The 3,636-nt window shown below is 54.5% G+C and carries 2 protein-coding genes; both read left to right on the top strand.

Annotation, left to right across the window (positions count from 1 at the left end; genetic code table 11):
- Positions 1 to 76 precede the first annotated feature (76 nt).
- The gene (locus DA1_RS29185) at positions 77 to 2,950 is read left to right on the top strand and encodes a LysM peptidoglycan-binding domain-containing protein (protein WP_062794202.1); all 2,874 of its coding nucleotides are present in this window, start codon (positions 77 to 79) and stop codon (positions 2,948 to 2,950) included.
- Positions 2,937 to 3,494, top strand: a complete 558-nt coding sequence (locus DA1_RS30150; protein ID WP_081232019.1) for a pentapeptide repeat-containing protein — start codon at positions 2,937 to 2,939, stop codon at positions 3,492 to 3,494. Before DA1_RS29185 ends, DA1_RS30150 begins: the two co-directional genes overlap by 14 nt.
- Positions 3,495 to 3,636 lie beyond the last annotated feature (142 nt).

Below are 3,636 nucleotides of genomic sequence, written 5' to 3'. Positions count from 1 at the left end.
GGGCCAATGGTGGCAATCGCCTGGCTGGTACGACCAGGTGGACAATGCCAGCGTAACGACCTATGCATACGACGCCATGAACCGGCAGACTGTCAGCTTCGAATGGCAGATCCAGAAGGTAGGACTTGAGCAAATCACCTCCACCACCCTCAAGCACAACTACGCCTACGACCTGGCCGGCAACCGCACCAGCGACATTTCCAGTGAACAGACCTCTGGCAAGGCCGCCCAGGAAACGGTCAACAACTACGTCTACGACGACCTGCACCGGCTGGACAGCTTCAGCATCAGCCAGTCGGGCAAGGCCACGCAGTCCGGCCAGGTCCTCTACGACGGAGCCGGCCGCCAGGTCTATGCCAAGACGCTGAGCAGCACCGGCGAAGCCGAACACCGCTACAACCAGTACGACACCCTGGGCCGCGTGCAGGACACCCGCGTCGTCATGCGCCGCGCTGACAACCAGTCCAGGATCCAGCACACCGACGTCGCCTACCATGGCGCCCCCGGCACCACCGACCCCAGCCTGGGCTACGACGCCGCTGGCAACCTGCGCGGGCAAGTGCAGACCACGAATGGCAACACCGGTGATGCCACGCGCACCACCTACAAGTACCAGTTCAACGGCAGTTACCAGCAGACCGAGTCCACCACCACCCAGGGCGGCCGCACGGCCACCACCAACACGTGGCGCGACGCCAACGGCTTCATCAGCAACATCGAGCAGAAAGGGGAGGTCTACGACACCCGCTACAACCGGGCCTTCGTCAATGATGCCCAGGGCAATGCGCTCTACGTCAACCAGAGCGCCGGCACCACGGCCGACAAGGGCGGCCGCATCCAGAACGAGCCCGGTGGCTACATCGGCGGCTTCATCGGCGACGCCATCAACCCCGGCCACGTGCAACGGCAACTGGTGGCCAACGGCGAAGTCCTGGCCCGCTACGGCGACGCCCCTGACTCCGAGAACCCGCCCAAGGCTGGAGATGTCCCCAAATACGTCAACACCGCCGAATTCCACCTGAACGCCCCTGCACTGAAGCTGCGCGACACCAACTTCAGCGCCATGAGCTACACCGTGGTCGGTGGCGAGACTCTCAAGACCATCGCCCGCAACGTGCTGGGCGACAGCAGCCTGTGGTGGCGCATCGCGGAAGCCAACGGCCTGGCTGTCTCAGGCGACGGCGAGCTCACGGCCGGCCAGACCCTGAGCATCCCCAAGCTCGCGCTGAACGCCAACAACGCGGACACCTTCCAGCCCTATGACCCGAGCCGGGTCACGGGCAGTCTGGATTCGGTGCTGCCTGCGCCTGCGGGCCAGGGAGGTGGCTGCGGGGCGCTGGGCAAGATCATCATGGTGGCCGTGGCTGTGGTGGTTGCCGCCTATACGGCAGGCACCTTCAGCGCGCTGCTTGGCAACGCATGGGCAGGAGCAGCGGCGGCTGGAGCTACAGGCTCCATCGCCAGTCAGGTAGCTGGCAATGTGATGGGCGTGCAGGACGGCTTCAATTGGAAAAGCGTCGGCCTGTCTGCACTCAGTGCCGGCATCACCAGCGGACTGGCGGGCACAGAGCTGTTCGGAGGCTCGGGCTGGCAAGCCACCGCCATGCGGGCCGCCACGGCCAATGTGATGACCCAGGGCATTGGCGTGCTCACGGGCCTGCAAGACCGATTCGACTGGAAGAGCGTGGCAGCCAGCGCAGCCGGTGGCGCCGTGGGCAGCTATGTGGGAGAGCAGCTCAAGACCTCCACCATGTTCAGCGATTGGGGCAAGACTGCGGCAGACCTTGCGCGCGGCACCATCAGCGGGTTCGCGGCAGGCACGGCTGCGGCCGTGGCGCGTGGTGGGCGCATTAGCATTCAGCAGGTAGCGACCGATGCGTTTGGGAATGCACTCGGACGGTCTCTGGCTGACTATTCAAGCAGTAGCAACTCCTCACAAGAGGATTTAAAGCGCAGCGAGATTCACTCGCAGAACGCGCAAGTCCGTTCTGATGCGATGTATGGCTGGTCAACGCTTACTAATGGGTTGGGCCTTAAGGCGTTCGGCGAAACCGGCCTGCGTTATGGCAACGTTGTTGTTGCTGCGGCAACGCCAGACGATACGCGCATCGTTAGCGACGGCCCACCGGGGGATCTAGTCGATACGCGTGGTATGGAGGGACAACAACTCGCGTACGTGGGAATTTTTATTAATCCAGCCACTACAGGAGGTGCAGTCGGTGGTGGTTATCGGCCTGTTCGACCGGATGGTGCCGGAGGTCCGCCGGGCTATGATATTCGCCAGGACGTGCCTAGTGGAACGCCAGGCTTCCCCGAACTAAAACTTCCTTCTTGGACAACGACACCTCCCTCGGTTCAAGACGCTAGTGATTTCTTCAATAGAGGACTGACTACAGTATTTCCAATCACAAAAGCTTTCTCCAACATTTTTCTTAATGTGAGGGACGGCGAAAAAGGTGCTGGAAATCAACCTGAATTGTTTGATGCTTACAATTCTCTTGACAAAGTACCAAGCATATATAAAGATGACCCTCGATTCTTAGGTTTGGCAAGTGATCCTGATAGAGGCAACAAGATTACTTCCACAGGAATTCGAGAGGGAATCACTGCGCTTGAAGCCGAACGACAAAAACTAATTCCTCCAGGGTCAACTCGAGCACCAGGTGGATTGAATATCGATATCTATATGGGGAATGGTGTTCCGGTAGATATTAAAGCAGCCCCATCGAATGGCTATCTGAGTCCAGATAAATTGGCGGCTTCAATCAACGATGCAATCAATCTTACTCGCCCTAATGGCATAAGCGGAGATTTGCAAAATGTTCGTGTTCTTTTTGATACAACATATTTAAATAAATCTGATTACGAACAAACATGGAGCTCCATTAAGAGCTATGAGAACCCTAATCAAAAAAATATCATTGAGGTAAAAATTAATGGAAAAAAATAACTCCCCAATCATTGAATCGAAATTAAGCCATGACCTTGAAAAGGGTGTGATTGATTTTTTTAATAAAATTAATGACAAATACCTAATTGAAACAAACTCAATGAAATTGAGCCATATAAATGCTTTGCATGTTAAATTTCCCGCATTTGCAGAAGTTGAATTTACGGCATTTGATGTAATGTTTCAAGAGTGCAGTTTTGAGAGTTTTGACGTCGGCGGCTCTTGGGTAAAAAATTGCATTTTCACTGAATGCAATTTCACTGATGCCGGATTGGTTAAGGTGAATGTATCTGATAGCAAAATAATCAATTCAAATTTAAACAAATCAAATCTTGCCAACGCGGAAATTTTTAATACCGTATTCAAGAATGTTTCATTTGATGGAGCAAATTTACAGGGCACGGTTTTTTTTGATTGTGATTTGCGAGGAATTGATTTTGAAAAAACAAAATTGGGCTACACAAGATTTGTGAGATGTCTATTGGATGAGTATGTGAAATCTTTGCCTGGTGTTGAGATGGCGACTCCCCCCGGTATTCAGTAGTACTATATTTTTTGTGTGACGTTCCGCCGAAAAAGCCATACAGCTCAAAACTAGAGGTACGGTAGCTTCTGAGCGCCTCGACAACTAGTGGCCAATGGTGAAGTCCTGGCGTTATCAACAACCTCTACAAGGTGAACTTCGT

It is taken from the genome of Delftia acidovorans NBRC 14950 (genome assembly GCF_001598795.1).
In the GTDB taxonomy this organism is placed as follows: Bacteria; Pseudomonadota; Gammaproteobacteria; order Burkholderiales; family Burkholderiaceae_C; genus Comamonas; species Comamonas acidovorans.
Note: the sequence above shows the minus strand (reverse complement) of the source record. Positions and strands in the feature narration are given on the sequence as shown.

Coding starts and splice junctions, on each gene's coding strand:
- DA1_RS29185 (WP_062794202.1), top strand. CDS start 77: ATGAACCGGCAGACTGTCAGCTTCGAATGGCAGATCCAGAAGGTAGGA.
- DA1_RS30150 (WP_081232019.1), top strand. CDS start 2,937: ATGGAAAAAAATAACTCCCCAATCATTGAATCGAAATTAAGCCATGAC.